General features: G+C 68.1%; 20 protein-coding genes and 1 pseudogene. 6 read left to right on the top strand and 15 right to left on the bottom strand.

Annotated elements, in window-relative coordinates:
- The first annotated feature begins 70 nt into the window (after window positions 1-70).
- From VML93_RS11675 to VML93_RS11665, 3 genes and pseudogenes are all read left to right on the top strand, one after another.
- Window positions 71-694 carry an NADPH-dependent F420 reductase gene (locus VML93_RS11675; RefSeq protein WP_325610712.1) on the top strand — a complete coding sequence of 208 codons (624 nt, stop codon included), beginning with the start codon at window positions 71-73 and terminating at the stop codon, window positions 692-694.
- A gap of 122 nt (window positions 695-816) precedes the next feature.
- On the top strand, window positions 817-1,716 hold the full coding sequence (locus VML93_RS11670) for a TIGR03619 family F420-dependent LLM class oxidoreductase (RefSeq protein WP_325610710.1): 900 nt from the start codon (window positions 817-819) through the stop codon (window positions 1,714-1,716).
- A 62-nt stretch (window positions 1,717-1,778) separates the two neighbouring features.
- Window positions 1,779-2,468 (top strand): annotated as a pseudogene (locus VML93_RS11665) (phosphoribosyltransferase); the annotation flags it as partial.
- A gap of 6 nt (window positions 2,469-2,474) precedes the next feature.
- On the opposite strand, the gene VML93_RS11660 reads toward VML93_RS11665, so the two are convergent.
- From VML93_RS11660 to VML93_RS11590, 15 genes are all read right to left on the bottom strand, one after another.
- Window positions 2,475-2,834: a hypothetical protein gene (locus VML93_RS11660; RefSeq protein WP_325610708.1), complete on the bottom strand. Its 360-nt coding sequence runs from the start codon at window positions 2,832-2,834 to the stop codon at window positions 2,475-2,477.
- A gap of 92 nt (window positions 2,835-2,926) precedes the next feature.
- Window positions 2,927-3,736 carry a DivIVA domain-containing protein gene (locus tag VML93_RS11655; RefSeq protein WP_325610706.1) on the bottom strand — a complete coding sequence of 270 codons (810 nt, stop codon included), beginning with the start codon at window positions 3,734-3,736 and terminating at the stop codon, window positions 2,927-2,929.
- A 232-nt stretch (window positions 3,737-3,968) separates the two neighbouring features.
- Window positions 3,969-4,259 (bottom strand): YggT family protein, encoded by a 291-nt coding sequence (locus VML93_RS11650; RefSeq protein ID WP_325610704.1) that lies wholly within the window; start codon window positions 4,257-4,259, stop codon window positions 3,969-3,971.
- A gap of 179 nt (window positions 4,260-4,438) precedes the next feature.
- Complete coding sequence (locus VML93_RS11645) at window positions 4,439-5,101, bottom strand: cell division protein SepF (protein ID WP_325610702.1); 663 nt, start codon at window positions 5,099-5,101, stop codon at window positions 4,439-4,441.
- Window positions 5,102-5,165: 64 nt separating this feature from the next.
- Window positions 5,166-5,942: a YggS family pyridoxal phosphate-dependent enzyme gene (locus VML93_RS11640; RefSeq protein WP_325610723.1), complete on the bottom strand. Its 777-nt coding sequence runs from the start codon at window positions 5,940-5,942 to the stop codon at window positions 5,166-5,168.
- Between the two features lie 5 nt (window positions 5,943-5,947).
- Window positions 5,948-6,655, bottom strand: coding sequence for a peptidoglycan editing factor PgeF (gene pgeF, locus VML93_RS11635; RefSeq protein ID WP_325610700.1), 708 nt, complete (start codon window positions 6,653-6,655; stop codon window positions 5,948-5,950).
- A gap of 46 nt (window positions 6,656-6,701) precedes the next feature.
- On the bottom strand, window positions 6,702-7,859 hold the full coding sequence (ftsZ, locus tag VML93_RS11630) for a cell division protein FtsZ (RefSeq protein WP_325610699.1): 1,158 nt from the start codon (window positions 7,857-7,859) through the stop codon (window positions 6,702-6,704).
- Between the two features lie 254 nt (window positions 7,860-8,113).
- On the bottom strand, window positions 8,114-9,091 hold the full coding sequence (locus tag VML93_RS11625; protein WP_325610697.1) for a cell division protein FtsQ/DivIB: 978 nt from the start codon (window positions 9,089-9,091) through the stop codon (window positions 8,114-8,116).
- Complete coding sequence (gene murC, locus VML93_RS11620) at window positions 9,088-10,554, bottom strand: UDP-N-acetylmuramate--L-alanine ligase (RefSeq protein WP_325610695.1); 1,467 nt, start codon at window positions 10,552-10,554, stop codon at window positions 9,088-9,090. Before murC ends, VML93_RS11625 begins: the two co-directional genes overlap by 4 nt.
- Window positions 10,551-11,747 carry an undecaprenyldiphospho-muramoylpentapeptide beta-N-acetylglucosaminyltransferase gene (gene murG / locus VML93_RS11615; protein ID WP_414686337.1) on the bottom strand — a complete coding sequence of 399 codons (1,197 nt, stop codon included), beginning with the start codon at window positions 11,745-11,747 and terminating at the stop codon, window positions 10,551-10,553. Before murG ends, murC begins: the two co-directional genes overlap by 4 nt.
- Window positions 11,744-13,258 (bottom strand): putative lipid II flippase FtsW, encoded by a 1,515-nt coding sequence (gene ftsW, locus VML93_RS11610; protein WP_414686341.1) that lies wholly within the window; start codon window positions 13,256-13,258, stop codon window positions 11,744-11,746. Before ftsW ends, murG begins: the two co-directional genes overlap by 4 nt.
- Window positions 13,259-13,369: 111 nt before the next feature.
- Window positions 13,370-14,851 carry a UDP-N-acetylmuramoyl-L-alanine--D-glutamate ligase gene (gene murD / locus VML93_RS11605; protein WP_325610691.1) on the bottom strand — a complete coding sequence of 494 codons (1,482 nt, stop codon included), beginning with the start codon at window positions 14,849-14,851 and terminating at the stop codon, window positions 13,370-13,372.
- 1 nt (window position 14,852) lies between these two features.
- Window positions 14,853-15,932, bottom strand: coding sequence for a phospho-N-acetylmuramoyl-pentapeptide-transferase (gene mraY, locus VML93_RS11600; protein ID WP_325610689.1), 1,080 nt, complete (start codon window positions 15,930-15,932; stop codon window positions 14,853-14,855).
- Window positions 15,929-17,437, bottom strand: a complete 1,509-nt coding sequence (locus VML93_RS11595; RefSeq protein ID WP_325610687.1) for a UDP-N-acetylmuramoyl-tripeptide--D-alanyl-D-alanine ligase — start codon at window positions 17,435-17,437, stop codon at window positions 15,929-15,931. Before VML93_RS11595 ends, mraY begins: the two co-directional genes overlap by 4 nt.
- On the bottom strand, window positions 17,434-18,990 hold the full coding sequence (locus tag VML93_RS11590; protein WP_325610685.1) for a UDP-N-acetylmuramoyl-L-alanyl-D-glutamate--2,6-diaminopimelate ligase: 1,557 nt from the start codon (window positions 18,988-18,990) through the stop codon (window positions 17,434-17,436). The genes VML93_RS11595 and VML93_RS11590 overlap by 4 nt, the downstream gene beginning before the upstream one ends.
- On the opposite strand from VML93_RS11590, the gene VML93_RS11585 reads away from it, so the two are divergent.
- The 3 genes from VML93_RS11585 to VML93_RS38560 all read left to right on the top strand — a co-directional run bounded on the left by VML93_RS11585 (window position 18,989) and on the right by VML93_RS38560 (window position 20,645).
- Window positions 18,989-19,297: a hypothetical protein gene (locus VML93_RS11585; protein WP_325610683.1), complete on the top strand. Its 309-nt coding sequence runs from the start codon at window positions 18,989-18,991 to the stop codon at window positions 19,295-19,297. The two genes, VML93_RS11590 and VML93_RS11585, sit on opposite strands and share 2 nt — an antisense overlap.
- A gap of 404 nt (window positions 19,298-19,701) precedes the next feature.
- Window positions 19,702-19,953, top strand: a complete 252-nt coding sequence (locus VML93_RS38565) for a hypothetical protein (protein ID WP_414686336.1) — start codon at window positions 19,702-19,704, stop codon at window positions 19,951-19,953.
- Between the two features lie 158 nt (window positions 19,954-20,111).
- The gene (locus VML93_RS38560) at window positions 20,112-20,645 is read left to right on the top strand and encodes a protein kinase domain-containing protein (protein WP_414686335.1); all 534 of its coding nucleotides are present in this window, start codon (window positions 20,112-20,114) and stop codon (window positions 20,643-20,645) included.
- Window positions 20,646-20,874 lie beyond the last annotated feature (229 nt).

Genomic DNA, 20,874 nt, shown 5'->3' with positions numbered 1-20,874 from the left:
ACGTCACCAAACCGTGCTTAAGGTGGACCAGTCAACCTTTTCGATCGTCCATCCAAAAACGGGATACATCATGAGCAGCATCAGCATCGTCGGAACCGGGAACATGGCCCGCACCATCGGCGCGCTGTCGGTAGCGGGCGGCAACACCGTCGAGGTCATCGGCCGCGATCAGTCCAAGGCCGCCGACCTGGCCAAGGCTCTGGGCGGCGGCGCAACGACGGGAAAGTTCGGCGCCGTCCCGGCCGGGGACATCGTCATCGTGGCCCTGTTGTACGACAACGTCGTTCCGGTCGTCGCCCAGTACGGAGACGCCCTCGCGGGCAAGGTCATCGTCGACATCAGCAACCCCTTCAATGCCGCGGCCGACGGGCTGGCCATCCCCGATGGCACCTCGATCGCGCAGCATGTTGCCAAGGCGGCCCCGGCCAGCGCCAGCGTGGTGAAGGCATTCAACACCATCTTCGGTGTGGTCCTGGCCCAGGGCCGGCCGCTCGACGTCTTCATCGCCGGCGACGACGCGCAGGCCAAGGCGGGCGTGGCGGCGTTCATCGCGAGCCTCGCGCTGCGCCCGCTAGACGTCGGCGACTTGAAAATGGCGCACTGGCTGGAAGGAACGGGCCTGGTCATGATGGGTCTCGCCCGCCACGGGGTGGGGAACTTCGACTTCGCCCTCGGCGCCACCGTTCCCGGCTGAGCCGCACCGACCCCGGTCCACGCCGTGAACGAACAGGGGCGCCGTGCGCCCAGACAATGGTTGATGGATCACCGAAACGATATCAAGGGCGGACGATGGTCTGCCCGGAGAGGATTCCCGCGATGAAGCTTGGTTTCGCACTTCCCATCGTCGGGCCCGCTATCAGCAGCGCCGCTGGTCTGAGCGCGTTCTGCCGCGGACTCGAGGACCTGGGCTACGACACGCTGTGGGTCGGCGATCGCCTGGTCACGCCGGTCGATATGCACAGCACCTATCCGGGCAAGGAGCAGCCGTACCCGCCGCAGATGACCCGTTACCTCGATCCGGTGCTGCTGTGGACGGTCGCCGCGACGGCGACCAGCCGGGTGCGGCTGAACGCCAGCACGCTCAGCACGTTCTACTACGAGCCGGTGCATCTGGCGCGGCTGCTGACCACGCTCGACGTGCTCAGCGACGGCCGCCTTGACGTGGGCGTGGGAATCGGGTGGATGAAGGACGAGCACGACATCGCCCGTGGCGCGGACTGGCACCGGCGCGGGAAGATGCTCGATGACCTGCTGGCGTTCCTGCACGAGTGGTGGACGACCACCCCGGTGTCCTGGGACAGCGAGTTCTTCTCGCTGCCGCCGGTCCATGCCGACCTGCGCCCGGTCCAGGCAGGCGGTCCGCCCATCTGGATCGGCGGTGCCAGCGAGGCCGCGATGCGCCGGGTCGGCCGCAGCGGCACCGGCTGGCTCGGGGTCGAGGGGCTACAGGACGAGGTCACCGACCACTTGTGGTCGATTGCGCGCCGTGCGGCGCAGGACGCGGGCCGCGATCCTGACGCGCTGAAGACGGCCGTGCGGATCAACCTCGAACCGGGCACGTCCGTTGACTCGGTTGCCGGCAGGCTCGAGCGCCTCGCCAGGTCCGGTGCGGATGAGGCGATCGTGGACGCCTTCGCAATGTTCCCCAGCCTTGACCAGATGCTCGACTTCGCCGGCGAGGTAGTCGCCCGATGGAGTGACCGTGGGGCAGCTTGACGGCAAGGTTGTCCATAGGTCACACGCTCGGCGCGCCTGGCTTTAGGCTTGGTCCCAGGAGTCCCATGAACCCACCAAGCTTTCTCAGGCGGACACCGGCGCGCACCTTCCGTGATCGCCGCGAGGCAGGCCGCGTACTGGCCGAGGAACTGGGGCGGTACCGCGGCCAGGGAGACTTGCTCGTCCTGGGGCTGGCCCGGGGTGGTGTTCCGGTCGGCTGGGAGGTCGCCTCGGCGCTGCACGCCCCGCTGGACGTGTTCCTGGTTCGCAAGCTCGGGGTGCCGGGCTGGACCGAACTCGCCATGGGTGCGCTGGCCAGCGGCGGCGGCGTCGTGATGAACAAAAGCGTGGTGTCCAGCTTGCATATCACCGACGAGCAGGTGCGCGTGGTGATCGACAGTGAAACGGTCGAACTGCAGCGTCGCGAGCGGGCATATCGGGGCGGGCGCCCCCTCGCGGATCCGCAGGGAAAGATCGTGATCCTCGTCGACGACGGCATCGCTACCGGCGCCAGCATGCTGGCCGCGGTCCGCGCGTTGCGGGCCGTGGAGGCCGACTCCGCCCCCAAATCGATAATCGTGGCGGTCCCGGTGGGTCCGCAGTCCGCCTGTCACGAGCTCGCGCGGGAAGCCGATGACGTGGTGTGCGCGACCATGCCGGCCGCGTTCGATGCCGTCGGCCAGGTCTACCGCGATTTTCACCAGGTCAGCGACGACGAGGTGCGCGAGCTGCTGGCCACGGCTACCGAGTGAGGCCGCCTACTTGGCCCGGTCCTCGCCGTGTACTGCCGATTCGGTCGCGTCGCTGTCGGCTTCTTCGGATTCTTCCGGTTCTTCTAGTTCTTCCGATTCTTCCGTCTCAGCGTCGTCCTCGTCCGCGGCTTCCTCCGGGTAGTCGACGTAGTCTTCTTCGTCTTCAGCACCTTGGTCTGCTTCGTCTTCGTCGTTGCCACCCTCGGCGCGCATCCGGCGCTCACGCAGCGCATCGATGATCAGCAGCACCACGCCGACGGCACAGACACCAATGCATACCCAGGCTACCAATTCGTAGCCGGTGACAACCGCGAATACCAGCGCCGCGAGCCCAATCAGAGCTAGAACCAGCGCAATGATCAACATCGGTTACCTCCGGCCGACGAGCGGGACTGCCAGGTCTGGCAGCTCTGGTGTGCCGACCTCGAGAACTGGCGAGTGACCGGCACGCTACCCGGCTAGTTATTCCCCCGACTGAACTGGTCGAATCCCCCGCCATCGGCGCTGGAATCCACCGGAGCCGCAGATCCGCGCTGGCCCAGCTCCTCAAGCTGCGATTCCAGGTAGGTCTTGAGCCGGGTGCGGTACTCGCGTTCGAAGGTACGCAGCTGCTCGAGACGGCCTTCCAGCACCGTGCGCTGCTGGTTGATGGTTCCCATGATCTCGGAATGCTTGCGCTCGGCGTCCGCCTGCAGGGCGTCGGCCTTTTCCTGCGCTTGACGCAGCTGACTCTCGGAGCGGGTCTGGGCGTCGGTCAGCATTGCCTCCGCGCGCTGCCGGGCCTCGGCGATCGTGGTCTCGGCGGTGTGGCGGGCTTCGCCCAGGATCTGGTCGGCGTTGGCCCGGGCATCGGCCAGCATCTTGTCGGAGTCGGCTTTGGCAGTGCTGGTGAGCCGGTCGGCAGTGTCTTGGGCCAACGTCAAAACCCGGGCGGCCTTCATGCCCTGTTCCTCGTTCGTCCCGGCCGATGCGGCCACCGGGGCGACCACCGTCGGAGGCGGGGCGGGCTCGGATTCGGGCTCGGGGATGGGAAGCGCCTGAGTGGGCGCCGCGGCAACAGAGGCAGCACCGGCGCCGGCCCCTCCGGCCAGCTCCTGGTCCAACTCGCTGATTCGCTGGCGTAGATCGGAATTCTCTTCGATAAGCCGCGTCAGCTCGTTCTCCACCAAGTCGAGGAAGGCATCTACCTCGTCTTCGTTGTAACCGCGCTTGCCGATAGGAGGCTTGCTAAACGCCACATTGTGGACGTCAGCTGGTGTAAGCGGCATTGTTCGTTCCCCTCAAGTTCCTGTCTAACGCTCTGGAAAGTGTAGAACGGAGTGGTAGCCATCGTGCAACTGCCGTCCATCCTGTCACACCAGACTCGCCGGTTGCCGATTGGATCAATAAATAAGGCCGAATTTCAAACTCTAAATTCCGTCTTCTTAAGATTTGAAATCGCGCGCCAAACTGACGCCGAACCGTGGCCGAAACGTCGCAACCGAAGCGGCGGTGGGAAGCTCACGCCGCCGCTTGCATAGCCATGTTCATGGCGATGAACGACACCAACAACAACACCATGATGGACAGGTCGAAACGGACCGCACCGATGGTGAGTTGCGGGATCAGCCGGCGCAGCAGCTTCACCGGCGGGTCGGTGATCGACATGATGATCTCCAGGATCACCACGGTGATGCCGGTGGGACGCCAGTCGCGGCTGAACGAGCGGATGAACTCGATCACCACGCGCGCGATCAGCAGCAGCCAGAAGGCGAACAGCACCAACGCAAGGATCCCAAAGAATGCCTTCAAGGAGAGCCCCGACCTTACCGATGAGGATGACGAGAGTGTCGTCGCCGCGTCCGTTCGCACGGCAATTGCCAGCGTACCGACTCAGCGGGCCGACCCAGATGTCAACCCTCGGTCAGGACGGGTGCACAACCCAACTGCCGGTCCCGCAGGGGAGCCGGCAGCTGTTGGTCTTGGTGAGGCTATTGGTAAGCGTAGAAACCGGTTTCGGCGATCCGGCGCCGCTCCTCGGGGGATACGTCGACGTCGGCGGGTGAGAGCAAGAACACCTTGGTCGCCACTTTGTCGAACGAGCCACGCAACGCGAAGGCCAGGCCCGCCGCGAAGTCGACCAGCCGTTTGGCGTCGGCATTGTCCATGGAGACCAGGTCCATGATGACCGGAGTGCCGTCGCGGAACCGCTCGCCGATGGTGCGGGCCTCGCTGTAGTCCTTGGGCCGCAGCGTGGTGATCTTCGACAGTGGATGGCCTTCCTCGAACATCATCGCCATCCGGCGTGGATCCATGGCCAGCGCGCCGCGGGTGGAGGTGTTGCGCAACCAGGAGCCGAGGCGCGGCCGCCCCATCTCGGCACGGTCGAACTCGCGGGGGCGGAAGGGGGGCTCCTCCGGGTAGCCGCCCCGGTAGCTGCTGGGCGGCGGGTAGTCGGCCGGCTCGCCGCGCATCTCGCCGCGGGGGTCGCGGCGCGCTTCGTCGTACTCGCGCCCCTCGTAGCGTCCGTAATCGTCCTCGAATCGCGGCCGTGAATAGCCGCGAGAGGGGGCGCGGTCGTCGTAATACTCGTCGTCGTAGTCCTCCATCGGCGCCATACCGAAGTAGGCCTTGACCTTGTGCAGTGTGCTCATTGCTGACCCCTTCTAGCCCTGGGATTTCTGTTGTCTGTGATGAAGGTGTGACTACTGTGATTAATTACGGTGACCGTAGCCGCCTCGGGCCCAATAGCGCGGTACCGACACGCACACATGTCGAACCGTGTTTTACGGCGATTTCCAGATCGTTGGACATCCCGGCGGACAATCCGAGCGCATTCGGGTGTGATTCGAGCACCCGGCTGTGCTCCGATTGCAGCCGGTCAAAGGCCTCGTCGGGGTCCCAGTCCAGCGGCGGGATGCCCATCAACCCGACCAGTTCCAGGCTTCGCGATCCCTCGACCTGATCGCACACCTGGTCGAGCGCGCCGGGCGCGGTGATGTCGACGCCGCCGCGGGAGACGTCGCCGTCGAGACTGACTTGGACGTAGACCCGCAGCGGGTGTTCGCGGCGGCCGTCGGCCAGTGCGGCCGCCACCGCGCGGTCGAGCGCGGTCACCACCTGCCGGCTGTCGATCGAGTGCGCGGTGTGCGCCCAGCCCGCCAGCGACCGCGATTTGTTCCGCTGAATCCGGCCCACCATGTGCCAGTGCATATTTCGGGATTCGATCCGCTGGGACGTGGCTGAGAGCTTGGCGAGTTCGGCCACCTTCGCGCGGGCTTCCTGTTCCCGCGATTCGCCAACGGCTCGACAACCCAATCGCGACAAAATCGCAACATCGGTTGCTGGGAAGAATTTGGTAATCGGTAGAAGTTCAATTTCACCGACATTGCGGCCGGCCGCTTCCGCGGCCGCTGCGAGCCTTGATCGCACCCCCGCCAACGCATGCGTTAATTCCGATTCGCGGACTCCTTGAGCGTCAAGTTCCGCCACCATTGCGGTCATTCCATCCAGACGAGCGACGCCAGTCGCCCGGTTGGCGCACCGCGGCGATGGCTGAACAAAGTCGGGTCGGCCACTGTGCAGCGGGGATCGATATCGATCGACGTGACACCCAAATCACGCAGCTGGCAAGCGATTCCGGCGCGTAGGTCAAGTCCGGGAGTGCCGGCCGAGGTAGTGGTGCGGCTGCCCGGCAGCGCGGCCTCGACCTCGTCGGCCATGGCCGCGGGCACTTCGTAGTTGGGACCGCTGACCGCCGGACCGAGCAGTGCCGAGATGTCGCCGGCTTGCGCGCCCAGACCCCGCATCGCCTCCACCGCGCGGAGCACGACGCCCCGCTGGGCGCCGACGCGACCGGCATGGACCGCCGCGGCCACCCCGGCGCGCGCGTCGGCCATCAACACCGGCACGCAGTCGGCCGTCACCACCGCCAGCGCCAGCCGTGCGGTGGTGGTCACCAACGCGTCGGTGTTATCGACGGTGGCGCTCTGTGGCCCGTCGACCACCTCGACCCGATCTCCGTGCACCTGGTTCATCCACACCACCCGGTGGGCCGCCAAACCGATCGCCGCGGCCAGCCGGGCACGGTTGGCGGCCACCGCCGCCGGGTCGTCACCAACGTGATCACCGAGATTGAAGGTGTCGAAGGGCGGCTTCGAGACGCCGCCCGCCCGGGTGGTAGTGACCCGCCGGATGCGAACGCTCACATGCCCAGTATCCGGATTCCGCCCACATCCTGGAGCCCGGTGAGCCTCAGCGCCGCATGAACGGCGGCACGTCGACGTCGTCGTCGTCGCCGCCGATGCTCAACGTCGCACCGTTGGTGTGCACCGGCACGCTGACCGCGTCGACCGGCTCGAACAACGTTGAGGTGAGCTTGCCGGCCTTCGCCGTCTCGATCCGGTGTGCCCCACCGCCGGCCCTTTCGGTGGTTCCGCCCACGCCCACCACGGGCTTGCGGCCGGGACCGGCGTCGAAGCCCGCCGCGATAACGGTGACCCGCACCTCGTCGCCGAGCGAGTCGTCGATCACGGTGCCGAAGATGATGTTCGCGTCCTGGTGGGCGGCGTCCTGCACCAGCGAGGCCGCCTCGTTGATCTCGAACAGGCCCAGGTCGCTACCGCCGGCGATCGACATCAGCACGCCCTGCGCGCCCTCCATCGACGCTTCCAGCAGCGGCGAGTTGATCGCGATCTCGGCCGCCTTGAGCGACCGGCCTTCGCCCCGGGCCGAGCCGATGCCCATCAGCGCGGTGCCCGCGCCCGACATGATGCCTTTGACGTCGGCGAAGTCGACGTTGATCAGGCCCGGCGTGGTGATCAGGTCGGTGATGCCCTGCACGCCGTTGAGCAGCACCTCGTCGGCGCTGCGGAAGGCGTCCATCAGGGATACCGCGGCATCGCCCATCTGCAGCAGCCGGTCGTTGGGGATCACGATCAGGGTGTCGCAGCTCTCGCGTAGCGCTGAAATGCCGTTTTCGGCCTGGTTGCTGCGGCGTTTGCCCTCGAAAGAGAACGGCCGGGTGACCACGCCGACGGTCAACGCCCCCAGCTTGCGGGCGATGCTGGCGACGACGGGTGCCCCGCCGGTGCCGGTTCCGCCCCCTTCGCCGGCGGTGACGAACACCATGTCGGCCCCGCGTAGCAACTCTTCGATCTCGTCCTTGGCGTCCTCGGCGGCCTTGCGCCCGACTTCCGGGTCGGCGCCGGCCCCCAGACCGCGGGTGGAGTCGCGGCCGACGTCGAGCTTGACGTCGGCATCGCTCATCAACAGCGCCTGCGCGTCGGTGTTGATCGCGATGAACTCCACGCCCTTGAGGCCCTGCTCGATCATCCGGTTGACGGCGTTGACGCCGCCTCCACCGATGCCCACGACCTTGATGACGGCCAAGTAGTTATGCGGGGGGGTCATCATTCGTCTTCCTCCCTGACGGTTCTCGGCGGTGTGTCTGCTTGCAAAACCCTCAACCTCAACCATAGAGTTAGAGTTATGTCAAGTAGTTCCGCGTAACCAGAACGCTATGGGTACCACGCGGGTTAACCGCGCAGGCGCGCCGACGCGCAGCGCGGTTTTTTCTCTGCTTCCACGCGTTTCCGGGCGCTGAACGTCACGTCAACGTGGCATTCGACGCCCACCGCCACGCTGACGTGACGCTCGGCGGGTCGCTACTTGACGGTCGGCAGATCCGGGCTGGACACGTCGTAGATCCGCCCTGGTTGCGTCAACAGCGCCGCCAACTTCTCGGCCTTCTCCTCGGCACGGTCGGTGCTCCCCCAGATCACTACCCGCCCGTCGGCCAGCGTCAGGGTGATCGACGACACCGACGGCGCCGCGATCTTGCCCACCTGACCCGCCACCTCGGGCCGCAGCGTGGTCAGCACCTGCAGCGCGGCCTTGGTCGCCGGGTCGGTCGGCCCCGGGTTCTCGACGTCTATATAGGGCAGCGCCGGCGGCGGCGGACCGGTGGCGAAGTCGACGCCGTCGCGGTCGAACAAGTGCGGGCCGTCCGGAAAGTCCTTCACCACCACCGCAACCCGCTCGACGATGCTGATCCGCAGCGCCGAGGGGTACTGACGCTGGACGCGCGCGCTGGCCACCCGCCGGATCGCGGCGACCCGGTCGGCGACCTGGTTGGTGTTGATCTGCAGCAGCGGCGTCCCGACCCGCACCTGGGCCGCGTCGAGAACCTCCTCGCGGCTCACCGCTCCGGTGCCGGTGACGATGATGGAGCGCGCCGACATCGCCGGCGTGAAATACAGGATCAGCGCGAGTCCGACCCCGACGACGACCAGCAGCATCGTCCAGAGCAGCATTTTCAGGCCCCGAACGACCCCTTTCCCAGGGCTTTTGGGCTCGTTGACGAGGTGTACGCGGGACTTGCGCTTGGCTTCCCGGCGGGCATCTTCGATCGCGGTGGCGCGAGCCTGCACGGCGCGGCGCTCGGCCCGTTCCCGTCGGGCCCGGCGGCGCGGGCCTTCGGCTTCGCCTTCCTCTTCCGCGGGCTTTTCGCCGTCTGGGGCCTCCGCTTCGTCGGCCGAATCCTGCGGTTCTTCGGCCGGGACCGGCTCGGTCTCGCCGGTGTCGTCGGTGTCGTCGGTTGAGTCGTCGCCCACCGGGTGGATCTGGTCGGCGGGCTCGCTCATCGCAAGATCCCCGGCCGGCCCGGCGCGCTGCGGTTTGCCCGCACCCGCAGTGCGTTCACGATCTCGGGCCCCAGCATGGTCACGTCGCCGGCGCCCATCGTGACGACGACGTCGCCGGGGCCGGCCGCCGCGGCCACCTCGTCGGCGACGGCCGAGAAGTCGGGCAGGTAGCGGACCGGGGCGCTGACGTGCTCGGCGACGCTGGCTCCACTGACGCCGGCGAGCGGTTGTTCGCGCGCGCCGAAGACGTCCAGCACGAACACTTGGTCTGCGGCGTCCAGCGCGTGACCGAACTCCGCGGCGAAAGCCTTTGTCCGCGAATATAAATGGGGCTGGAACACCACGATGCAGCGGCCTTCGCCGCTCTGCTCGAGCACGGTGCGGACCGCCGCCAGCGTCGCGCTGACCTCCGTCGGGTGGTGAGCGTAGTCGTCGAACACCCGCACCGAGGCCGAGCTGCCGACCAATTCGAATCGGCGCCGCACCCCCTCGAAACTGGCCAGCCCGTCGAGCACCTCATCGGCCGGTGCGCCGACCTCAAGCGCGGCCAGCAGCGCACCCAGGGCGTTGAGCGCCATATGCCGCCCGGGCACCGACAGCCGCATCACCCGCACCGGCTCGCCGACCAGCTCGATGTGGGCCACCGCTCCGGTGCCCTGTTGTTCCCACGACACCAGCGTGCCGGCCAGGTGTTCAGCCGACGAGCCGCCGGACGAGCCATAGCGCAGCACCCGCACGCCGAGCTCGGCCGAGCGCTCGGCCAGCGCCGCCGCGCCCGGGTCGTCGGTGCACACCACCAGCGCTCCGCCCGGGGCGAGCCGCTCCACGAACGCGTCGAACACCCCGACATACGCTTCGGTGCTCCCGTAGAAGTCCAGGTGATCGGACTCGATGTTGGTGACCACCGCGACGTTGGGCGTGTATTCCAACAGCGAGCCGTCGCTCTCGTCCGCCTCGGCGACGAAGCAGTCGCCGCTGCCGTGGTGCGCGTTGGTACCGGCCTCCCCCAGCTCACCGCCGACCGCGAAGGACGGGTCGCGCCCGCAGTGCTGCAGGGCGACGATCAGCATGGATGTGGTCGTCGTCTTGCCATGTGTGCCGGTGACCATCAGGGTGGTGCGCCCGTTCATCAGCTTGGCCAGCACGGCGGGCCGCAGGATCACCGGAATGCCGCGCCGCCGGGCTTCGACGAGCTCGGGATTGGTCTTGGGGATCGCGGCGTGCGTGGTGATGACGGCGGTGGGGCCGCCGTCCAGCAGGTCCAGCGATGACGCGTCGTGTCCGATCCGGATGCGCGCGCCCCGGGCCCGCAGCGCGTGCACGCCGCGCGATTCCTTGGCGTCCGACCCGGATACCTGGCCGCCGCGGTCGAGCAGGATGCGCGCGATGCCTGACATGCCGGCGCCCCCGATGCCCACCATGTGCACCCGCCGCAGCTCGGGCGGCAACTGCTCGGCGTTCACGGCTTTCTCCTGGTCAGCGGGCTCCGGGCCACCCGGCCCTGTTGAGCGATGTCCAGGGCCGCCTGGGCCACCTGACGCGCCGCGTCGCGATGCCCCATCTGGGCGGCGGCCGCCGTCATCGCCGCCAGCCGGGGCGGGTCGTTGAGCAGCCCGCCCACCTCGCGGGCCACCAATTCCGGCGTCAGGTCGGGGTCGGCAACCACCATGCCGCCGCCGGCGTTGACCACCGGCAAGGCATTGAGCCGCTGTTCGCCGTTACCGATCGGCAGCGGGACGTAGATGGCCGGCAGGCCGACTGCCGACACCTCGGCCACCGTCATCGCCCCGGACCGGCAGACCACCATATCTGCGGCGGCGTAGGCGAGATCCATCCGATCCAGGTAGGGCACCGCGACGTAGGGCGGTTCATCGGCCTCGGGAGTGCGCAGCTCCAGGGTGTTCTTGGGTCCGTGGGCGTGCAGCACCGCAACCCCTGCGGCGGCCAGGTCGGCGGCGGCCGCCGACACGGCCCGGTTCAGTGCAACCGCGCCCTGCGAGCCGCCGAACACCAGCAACACCCGCGCGTCCGGGCCGAAGCCGAAATGCGCCCGCGCCTCAGCGCGCAACGCGGCGCGGTCCAGCGCGGTGATGGCCGCCCGCACCGGCACACCGACCACCTCGGCGCCGCGCAGCCCGGAACCGGGCACCGCGGACAGGATCCGCTCGGCCGTGCGGGCGCCGACCCGATTGGCGATCCCGGCCCTGGCGTTGGCCTCGTGAATGACCACCGGGACGCGGCGGCGCATCCGCGCGGCCAGGTATGCCGGCAGCGCCACGTACCCGCCGAACCCGACGACTACGTCGGCGTCGACGCCGTCGAGCACCGACCGGGTCTCGCGGACGGCACGCCATACCCGCGACGGAAGCCGGGCCAGGTCACCGGTCGGCTTACGCGGCAACGGCACCGGTGTGATCAGTTCCAGGTGGTAGCCCCGCTCGGGCACCAGCCTGGTCTCCAGACCGCGCGCGGTGCCCAGCGCGGTGATGCGGACCTGCGGGTCCAGGGCGCTCAGGGCGTCGGCGACGGCCATCGCCGGCTCCACATGCCCGGCGGTACCGCCACCGGCGAGCACCACCGACAGAGCTGCCGGCCCAGAGCCGCCTTGGTTGGGTGTCCCCAGCCCGCTGGCCGGCTCCCTGACCGTGTCGTTCACCCGTAACGCTGACCTTCCAGTGCGCGAACGCGCCGTGTATGACGCTGGCCGGCGTACCGCTGGCCAGATACATGATGCCCTGATCGACGGGCGGGCCGAGCAGCCGTAGGGGGTAACGCCGGCCGGGGCGGCCGTTCGGGCTCCCGCAGCGCCCTCCGGACGGGCTGTCGGGACGACTTTCCGGCGGCCACCGCCTTGGCCGTTTTCGAGGCCGGCTGCGAGCGGCCCCCCTTACGGTCGCGGAACGCCTCGAGACGGGACGGCACATACGGCTCGGGCGGCGGCAGCCGCAGCAGCCGGTTCATCTTGTCGTCGCGCCCGGCCCGCAGCGCGGCCACCGCTTCGGGTTCGTGACGAGCCGCGTTGGCCATGATGCCGATCATGAAAAGTGTTGTGGCCGTGGATGTTCCGCCAGCCGAAATGAGTGGCAGCTGCAGACCGGTGACCGGCAGCACCCCGATCACGTAGCCGATGTTGATAAACGCCTGGCCCAGCACCCACAACGTCGTGGTGGCGGTCAGCAGGCGCAGGAACGGGTCGGCCGAGCGACGCGCGATGCGCATGCCGGTGTAGGCGAACAAACCGAACAGCCCGAGCAGCCCGAGGGCGCCGATCAGCCCCAACTCCTCGCCGATGATGGCGAAGATGAAGTCGTTGTGCGCGTTGGGCAGATAGTTCCACTTGGCGACGCCCTGGCCGAGGCCGTCGCCGAAGATGCCGCCGTGGGCCAGCGCGAACTTCGCCTGACGGGCCTGGTAGCCGGTGTCCATCGGGTCCATCTCGGGGTCCAGCCAGGATCGCACCCGGTCGGAGCGGTAACCCGCGGACATCGCCAGGATCGCCCCGGCGATGACGACGGCGACCAGCGAGCTGCCGAACACCCGCAGCGGCAGGCCGCCGTACCACAACAGCCCCAGCAGGATGATGCCCAGCGACACCGTCTGCCCGAGGTCGGGCTGTGCCACGATCAGCGCCAGCGCCACCACCGCCGCCGGGACCAGCGGAATCAGCATCTCGCGCAGCGAGGCCCGTTCCATCCGCCGGGCCGCCAGCAGGTGCGCACCCCAGATGGCGAACGCGATTTTGGCCAGCTCGGAGGGCTGCATGGAAAGGCCGGCGACCACGAACCACTTGCGAGAACCGTTGGCCAGGTTGCCGATTCCGGGGACCAGCACCAGCACCAGCAATATGACGGTGATGACATAACCGGTGAATGCGATCCGCCGCAGGAATCGCACCGATATCCGCAGGGCGACGTAGCAGCCGAGCAGCCCGATGATCGTCCACAAGACCTGCTTGCCGAAGATCACCCAGGCTGAGCCGTCGTCGCCGTAGGAGCGCACGCCGGACGCCGAGAGCACCATGATCAGACCGAGTGTGGTCAGCAACGAGGCGACGGCGATGATCAGGTGAAACGACGTCATCGGCCGACCCAGCCAGGCGCCGAACCGGCTACCCGGACCGCTTTTTTCGGCTTGTTCGGGCGCGGTTTTGGTGTCCTCCGAGGTCACAGAGGAGGTCGCGGAGTCTGTTTCGGCGGTCTCCTCCGGCTCGCCGTTTGACGCGTCGCTGTCTGGCTTGCCCCGGCGCAGCAACCGGGTCAGCGCGATGCCCACGCCCGCCTACCGGAGCGCCGCACGCACGGCGGCCCCGAATTCGTCGCCACGGGCGGCGTAGCTGGTGAACTGGTCGAACGACGCGCCGGCCGGCGCCAGCAGCACCGTGTCTCCGGGTTTGGCCAGGTCGCGGGCCGCGGCCACGACCGCCGCCATCACGCGAGAGCCGACGGTTCCCCCCAAATCATCAACTTTTGTCACATCAAGAACATCAGTAGCAGAAACCTCAGCAGCCGCATGCATCTCAACATCCTCGCCTGTCACAACCTGGACGACGGGGACATCCGGCGCGTGTCGTGATAACGCCTCGGCAACCACGGCGCGATCCCGGCCGATCAGCACCGCGCCGACCAGCCGCGGCGCCATTTGAGCCACCTCGGCATCCACGGATGCGCCCTTCATCAGGCCGCCGGCTACCCAGACCACCCGCGGATAGGCCAGCACCGAAGCCAGCGCGGCGTGCGGGTTGGTGGCCTTGGAGTCGTCGACGTACTTGATGTCGTCGGCGACGGCCACCACCTCAGAGCGATGCCTCCCCACCTGGAACGACGAGATGGCCTGGGCGATCGCCTCGGCCGGCGCACCGACGCTGCGGGCCAGCGCGGCCGCGGCCAGCGTGTCGAGCACTCCGACGGGGCCCGGCACCGGTATCGACGCCGCCGGCAGCAACTCCAGACCGTCGGCTGCGTCGGCAAAGGCGCGGTCGACCAGCTGGCCGTCGCGCACCCCGAGCTCGCCGGCGGCCGGCTCGCCGAGCCGGAAGCCGGCCCGTACCGGCGCCGGGGCCGTGTCCAGCAACGCCGCGGCCCGGCTGTCGTCCAGACCGACCACCGCCACCCGGCCGGTCAGCACCCGGGCCTTGGCCGCGGTGTACGCGGCCATCGTGTGATGCCAGTCCAAGTGGTCTTCGGCGATGTTGAGCACCACGCCGGCCTCCGGCCGCAGCGACGGCGCCCAGAACAGCTGGAAACTGGACAACTCCACGGCCAGCACGTCGGCGGGCCGATCCAGCACATCCAGCACCGGATCGCCGATATTGCCGCACAGCACGCTGCGCAGGCCCGCGGCCGTCAGCATGGCGTGCAGCATCGACGTGGTCGTGGTCTTGCCGTTGGTGCCGGTCACGACCAGCCAGCGACGCGGCGCTCCGTAACAGCCCCCGGCGTCCAGCCGCCAGGCCAACTCCACGTCGCCCCAGATGGGCACGCCCGCCGCCGCGGCGGCGGCCAGCACCGGCGTCGTCGGCTGGAAGCCGGGGCTGGTGACCACCAGGGTGTAGTCGGCGACGTGCTGCTGCGCCGTCGACGGATCCACGGTCGCGACTCCGCTGTCGGCGTGGGGACGCAGCATGGCCGGGTCGTCGTCGAACACCGTCGGCACCGCGCCGAACCGGGTCAGCGCGGCCACCACCGCCTTACCGGTCACCCGGGCACCGGCGACCAGGACCGGCGCGCCCGGCACTACGACATCCCTGCCGGGGGAAAGCACGTCAGGCTCCGACCGCGGCTAGCCACTCGCCGTAGAACAGCGCCACACCCAGACCGCAGGTGATCGCGGTCAGCAGCCAGAAGCGGATGATCACCGTGGTTTCGGCCCAGCCGACCAACTCGAAATGGTGATGGAAGGGTGCCATCCGGAACACCCGGCGCCCGGTGGTACGAAAAGCCAGGATTTGCAACACCACCGAAGTGATCTCGGCGACGAACAGCGCGCCCAGCACCACCGCGAGGATCTCGGTGCGGCTGGTGACCGACAACCCCGCGATGATGCCGCCCAGTGCCAGCGACCCGGTGTCACCCATGAAGATCTTGGCGGGCGCGGCATTCCACCACAGAAAGCCGATGCAGGCGCCCGCGGTCGCGGCCGCGATCAGTGCCAGATCCAGCGGGTCGCGCACGTTGTAGCAGCCCGGCAGCGGCAGGGCGACGCACCTGTTGCGGTATTGCCAGAAGGTGATCAGCACGTAGGCGCCGGTGACCATCGCCATGCAACCCGCGGCCAACCCGTCCAGCCCGTCGGTGAAATTGACCGCATTGGACCAGGCGCTGACGATCACCACGCAGAACAGCACGAACACGGCGGGAGCCAGTGTGACGGTGGCGATCTCGCGCACGTAGGACAGATCCGCGCTGCCCGGGGTCAGGCCGGCGCCATTGCGGAATTGCAGCACCAGCAAACCGAACAGCACCGCGGCGGTGATCTGGCCGACCGTCTTGGCGGTCTTGTTCAGGCCCAGGTTGCGCGACCTGCGGATCTTGATGAGGTCATCGATGAATCCGACGCCGCCCAGCACAGTGGCCAGCCCCAGCACCAACAGGCCCGACGCGGTGATGCCCTCGCCGTCGAACGCCAACCCGACCAAGTGGGTGCCGAAGTAGCCCGCCCAGATGCCGGCCAGAATCGCCACCCCGCCCATCGACGGGGTGCCGCGTTTGGTGTGGTGGCTGGGTGGGCCGTCTTCGCGGATCTGATGGCCGAATCCCTGCCGGGTGAACAGCCGAATCAGGACCGGGGTCAACAGGATCGAGACGGTCAGCGCGATCGCGACCGCGATGAGGATCTGTCTCATCGGCGCGCGCCCTCCCCCTCGCTGGCAAGCTTGTCCGCCAGCACGCCCAGCCCGGCCGCGTTCGAGGCCTTGACCAGCACCACGTCTCCGGGGCGCAGTTCGGCGCGCAACAGCGCCAGAGCGGCGTCGGCGTCGGCCACGCTGACTGCCCCTCTATCGCCCTGGGCACCCCACGAACCTTCCATGACCGCCCCGTGGTGCATGGCGCTCATCGACCTCCCGCTTCCCACGACAACGAGTCGAGACACATCTAATCGCACCGCGAGGCGGCCGATGCGATCGTGCTCTGATATCGCGTCGTCACCGAGCTCGGCCATCTCGCCCAGCACGGCCCAGCTGCGCCTCGGTTCAGACTCCTGGCTGTGCGCGATCCAGGCCAGCGCCTGCAGCCCGGCGCGCATCGAGTCGGGGTTGGCGTTGTACGAGTCGTCGATCAGTGTCACGCCGTCGGCGCGGGTGGTCACCTGCATCCGGTGCCGCGACACCGGTCCGGCGGCGGCAAGCGCCGCCGCGACCTGCTCGAGGCTGCCGCCGCACTCCAGCGCGACGGCGGCCGCGCACATCGCGTTGGTGACGTGATGGTCGCCGTAGACGCCGAGGTGCACGTCGACGTCGGCACCGTTGGCATGCAGGGTGAAGCGCGGCCTGGCCAGTTCGTCCAGCGACACCGGCCCCGCCCACACGTCGCCGGTGTCGGCGCGGCTGACCCGCACCACCCGGGCCGCGGTCACGTCGGCCATCGCGGCCACCGCGGGGTCGTCCGCGTTGAGGATCACCACCCCTGACGGTGGAACAGCTTGCGGCAGTTCGGCTTTGGTTCGTGCGATGGCCTCGCGGGAGCCGAACTCACCCAGATGCGCGGTGCCGACGTTGAGGACCACTCCGATGGCCGGCGGGGCGATTTCGGCCAGTGCGGCGATATTGCCGGGATGCCGCGCCGACATCTCCAGAACCAGGTAGTCGGTGTCGCGGGTCGCGCGCAGCACCGTCCAGGGATGACCCAGCTCGTTGTTGAACGACCCGGGCGGGGCCACCACCTCACCCAGCGGCTCGAGCACCGCCGCGACCAGGTCCTTGGTCGAGGTCTTTCCCGACGAGCCGGTGATCCCGATGATCGTCAGCCCACCCGCCACCAGTTCGGCGGCCACCGCCTTGGCCAGCTTGGCCAGCGCGGCCAGCACCGCCGCGCCCGATCCGTCGGCGTCGTGTTCGAGCACCCCGGCCCGGTCGTCCGGCGCCGATTGCGGCTCGACCACGACGGCGGGGACACCGACCGGGCGGGCGGCCAGCACGGCCACGGCACCCGCCGCCACCGCCGACGCCGCGTGGTCGTGCCCGTCGGAGCGCGCGCCGGGCAGCGCCAGGAACAGCCCGCCCGCGCCGACGGCCCGCGAGTCGAACTCGACGGTCCCGGTGACCCGGGTGGTCGCGGCTTCTTCCGGCGAGATGTCGGTCAGCGTGCCGCCGACGATCTCGGCGATCCGGGCGACGGTCAACTCGATCATCGGCTGGCCCCGAGCGCCTCTAAGGCCTGCGCGAGCTCGATCCGGTCGTCGAACGGGCGGGTCTGATCGCCGCTGCGCTGACCCGTTTCGTGGCCCTTACCCGCGACCACTACCACGTCACCGGGGCCCGCCCAGGCGACCGCGTGCCGGATGGCGTCGCGGCGGTCGCCGATCTCGACCAGCTGTGCCTTGCCTCCGGCAGCCCCGGCCAGGATCGCTTGGCGGATCGCCGCGGGATCCTCGCCGCGCGGATTGTCGTCGGTGACGACGACCAGGTCGGCCAGCTGGGCGGCGACCTCGCCCATCGGCGCCCGCTTGCCCGGATCACGATCCCCGCCGGCACCGAAGACCACCGCGAGCCGCCGGCCCGGCTCCACCAGGGTGGCCAGCACCGCGCCTAACGCACCCGGTTTGTGGGCATAGTCGACCAGGGCGAGAAAGTCCTGGCCGCGGTCGATTTGTTCGAGCCGCCCGGGAACCCGCGTTTCCCGCAGTCCCGGCGCCGCCTGTTCCGGCGAAACTCCGACAGCATCCAGAATCGCCAGTGCGACAAGGCAATTGGCGACGTTGTAGCGCCCCGGTAGCCGGATACCGATCCGGTGCCGCACACCGGCGGGGTCCACGACGGTGAATTCCTGTCCCCCGGCGCCCATCGGCGCCACGTCCGTGACACGCCAGTGCGCGGGTTGGCCGTCGGCGCTGACCGTGATCGCGTCACCGGCCCGGGCGGCCATCGCGCGCCCGGCGTCGTCGTCGATGCACACCACGGCCGTGCGGGCGCGCAACGCCGAGCCCGGGTCGAAGAGCAGGGCCTTGGCCTCGAAGTAGTCGGCCATGGTGGGGTGAAAGTCCAGGTGGTCGCGCGACAGGTTGGTGAATGCGCCGACGGCGAACCGGGTGCCGTCGACTCGGCCCAGCGCGAGCGCGTGACTGGACACCTCCATCACGACGGTGTCCACGCCGCGTTCAGCCATCTCGGCGAGCATCGCCTGCAGTGCCGGCGCCTCGGGGGTGGTCAGCGCACTGGGGATGTCGGCGCCGTCGATGCGGATGCCGATGGTGCCGATCAGCCCCGCCATGCGCCCGCCGGCGCGCAGACCGGCTTCGACCATATAAGTGGTCGTGGTCTTGCCGGAGGTTCCGGTGATCCCGACGACGGTCACCCGCTCGGACGGGTTTCCGTACACCGTGGCGGCCAGGTCGCCGAGTACGGTGCGGGGGGCGGGGTGGATCAGGGTCGGCGCAGTCGTGGCTCCCATTTCGGCAAACCCGTCGGCGTCGGTGAGCACCGCGACGGCGCCGCGTTCGATCGCGTCGCGCGCGTAGCGGGCGCCGTGTGTCGTCGCCCCGGGCAGGGCGGCGAACAGGTCACCGGGCCGCACCTCCTGTCCACGCAACGTCACCCCGGTGACCTGCACGTCCGGAACGGCGATTCCCCCGTCGGCGAGCACCGCGCCCACTTGAGCAGCCAATGCCGGCAACCGCGCGCCCGGGACGGCGCTCGGCCGCAGCACACCGGGTAGCGACACCTCAGCCACACCTCCGTCAGCCATGATCAGCCATGACACCCTACCTAGGCACACCCGATTGTGCGGTTTTCCCGCGCTGCACAGGCGCGTTACATCCGTCGTCGTCGCAGAAGATCTCATCACGGTAAAAATTGGCGGAGTCGACGTCATGGGACCTGATGGCAACCACCAGGCTTGCCAGCACGCGCTGGGCACGCGGGCCAATGTGATCGTCAATACCAAAGTCTGTAAGCGAATCGTTTGGGTTGACCTCATGTGGACCGATCCCTCGGCCGCCCCGGACTATGCGGAGGACTTCGCCAAGGTGATGCTCAAACGTGTTGCTATGTAGGGCTTTCGCAACGTCATTTGATGCCGCGCCGGCAGGTTCCACATGAGAAAACCTGCTTATCGCAAGTTGACATGACCCAGACTCGCCGCACCAGGAACTTCGCGAAACTTCTTCTCGCTCAGACCGGTTGGGCTAACACAATGGAGCCGTACGCAGGTACCCCGTGGGCCCCACGTGCCAGATGGTCCAGCGCGCGCGAATGCCTCCGAGAGCTGCTATCGCCGCTCGCCTCCCTCTCAGAAGAGAGGAGACGTACGACGCCACGACGTTCGTGGCTCGGGTGACTGGCAGTCATCTGGTAGTGGCCGCTTCTGAACTGTTGCTGCTAATGCATCTGGTTTCTGTCCCTCGACCATGACTGCGGCTTATGGTGACGCTGGACTGCACTACCCGGGGAGGCGCACATGGAGGGGACGCCATTCGGGCGGTACCGGCTGATCGAGTTGCTGGGCCGGGGTGGCATGGGTGAGGTATGGCGAGCGCACGACACGGTCACCGACCGCGTCGTCGCCATCAAGGTCTTGTCTGCGAATCTGTCCGAGGACGAGGACTTTCAGCGGCGATTCCGCCGGGAAGCCCACGCGGCGGCACGGTTGGACACCCCCATGTCGTGCCGATCTATGACTACGGGGAGATTGACGGTCGACTTTCTGTGAGTATGCGGCTTATTGAGGGCCGCGACCTGGACAGCGCGTTGGCCGAGGGCCCGCTGGATCCCGCTCGGGCGGTGCGCATCATCGACCAGGTCGCCAAGGCCTTGCAGGCCGGTCATTAAGTTGGTCTGATTCACCGCGACATTAAGCCTTCCAACATCTTGCTCGATCGCCATGACTTCGCCTATTTGATTGATTTCGGGATCGCCCTCGTCGCCGACGAAACGCGAATAACCAAGACCGGCAACACAATTGGCAGCTTTTCCTACATCGCACCCGAACGTCTCAACGGCCGGGCAGAGGATGCCCGCGCCGACATCTATTCACTGGCCTGCGTGCTCTGTCAAGCCCTGACTGGCCACCCACCGTTCGCCGGGGACAACATGGGCCGACTGGTCGCCGCACATCTCAACGACCGGCCGCCTCGACCCTCAGCCACGCACCGAGCACGCTCCCACTCCCCCGACCCTGCCACCCACAGAGCAGGCACCCAATCTTGCCACCGCCCAGCCGAGCACCGTGAAGGCCGAATCGGGGCCTCCCGTCAACCACTACAGCAGCACAGTGTTCAAACTGACGGTGGGCTGAGCGCGCCCGAACCGCCGGGACAGTCCGAAGTTATGCGCCCCAGCACATCAAACGCCGATTGCATGAGTCCGGGCGAAGATGACAGTCAGAAGTCGCCAACATGGTGAGGACGCGCCGCCATTCTTCCCCTTGACCGGCGGAAGCCTCCGTCTCGATAGAGACCTCGAGACGTCAATGCCGGGCCCCCAAAACGCGAGTGTTCTCGCAGGTCACAGTGTTTCATATATCGGTCTCAGAAATATAGATGTTGCAAAAGCGACCTGATGAGTGGCGAGACGAAACTTCTGAACGGGCAAGTGATCCCGATCGGTGATCCGATCCCTTCCTGCTGCAAGG

The organism is Mycobacterium sp., from assembly GCF_035499775.1.
In the GTDB taxonomy this organism is placed as follows: domain Bacteria; phylum Actinomycetota; class Actinomycetes; order Mycobacteriales; family Mycobacteriaceae; genus Mycobacterium.
This window is presented reverse-complemented; position numbering and strand designations above follow the sequence as displayed.